Raw genomic sequence first — 250 nt, 5'->3', positions numbered from 1 at the left:
AACAACCCATATGATGGGTAGAACGTATAAATCATTTTGAATAAAAATCCAACCAATTAACGATGGATTCACATTCCATGAGCTATCCAGAGATGGAGAAATATATCTGGCAAGCAAATCTGGAGTATTAATCTTATCATCAGCACTCCCTAATTTTTTAGCAATTATATAAATAAAATTTTCTTCAAAAAAATCAGTAGATTCTCCATTATTTTTTAAATTCTGAAGTTGATTAATATTATCTGTTATA

The 250-nt window shown here is 28.0% G+C and carries 1 pseudogene; it reads right to left on the bottom strand.

What is annotated here, in order from left to right:
- Nucleotides 1-250 (bottom strand): annotated as a pseudogene (locus FN960_RS22175) (O7 family O-antigen polymerase); the annotation flags it as partial.

This window comes from Alkalicoccobacillus porphyridii, from assembly GCF_007293315.1.
Taxonomy (GTDB): Bacteria; Bacillota; Bacilli; order Bacillales; family Bacillaceae_D; genus Alkalicoccobacillus; species Alkalicoccobacillus porphyridii.
The sequence above is the reverse complement of the archived record's forward strand: the minus strand, read 5'-3'. Positions and strand labels throughout refer to the sequence as shown.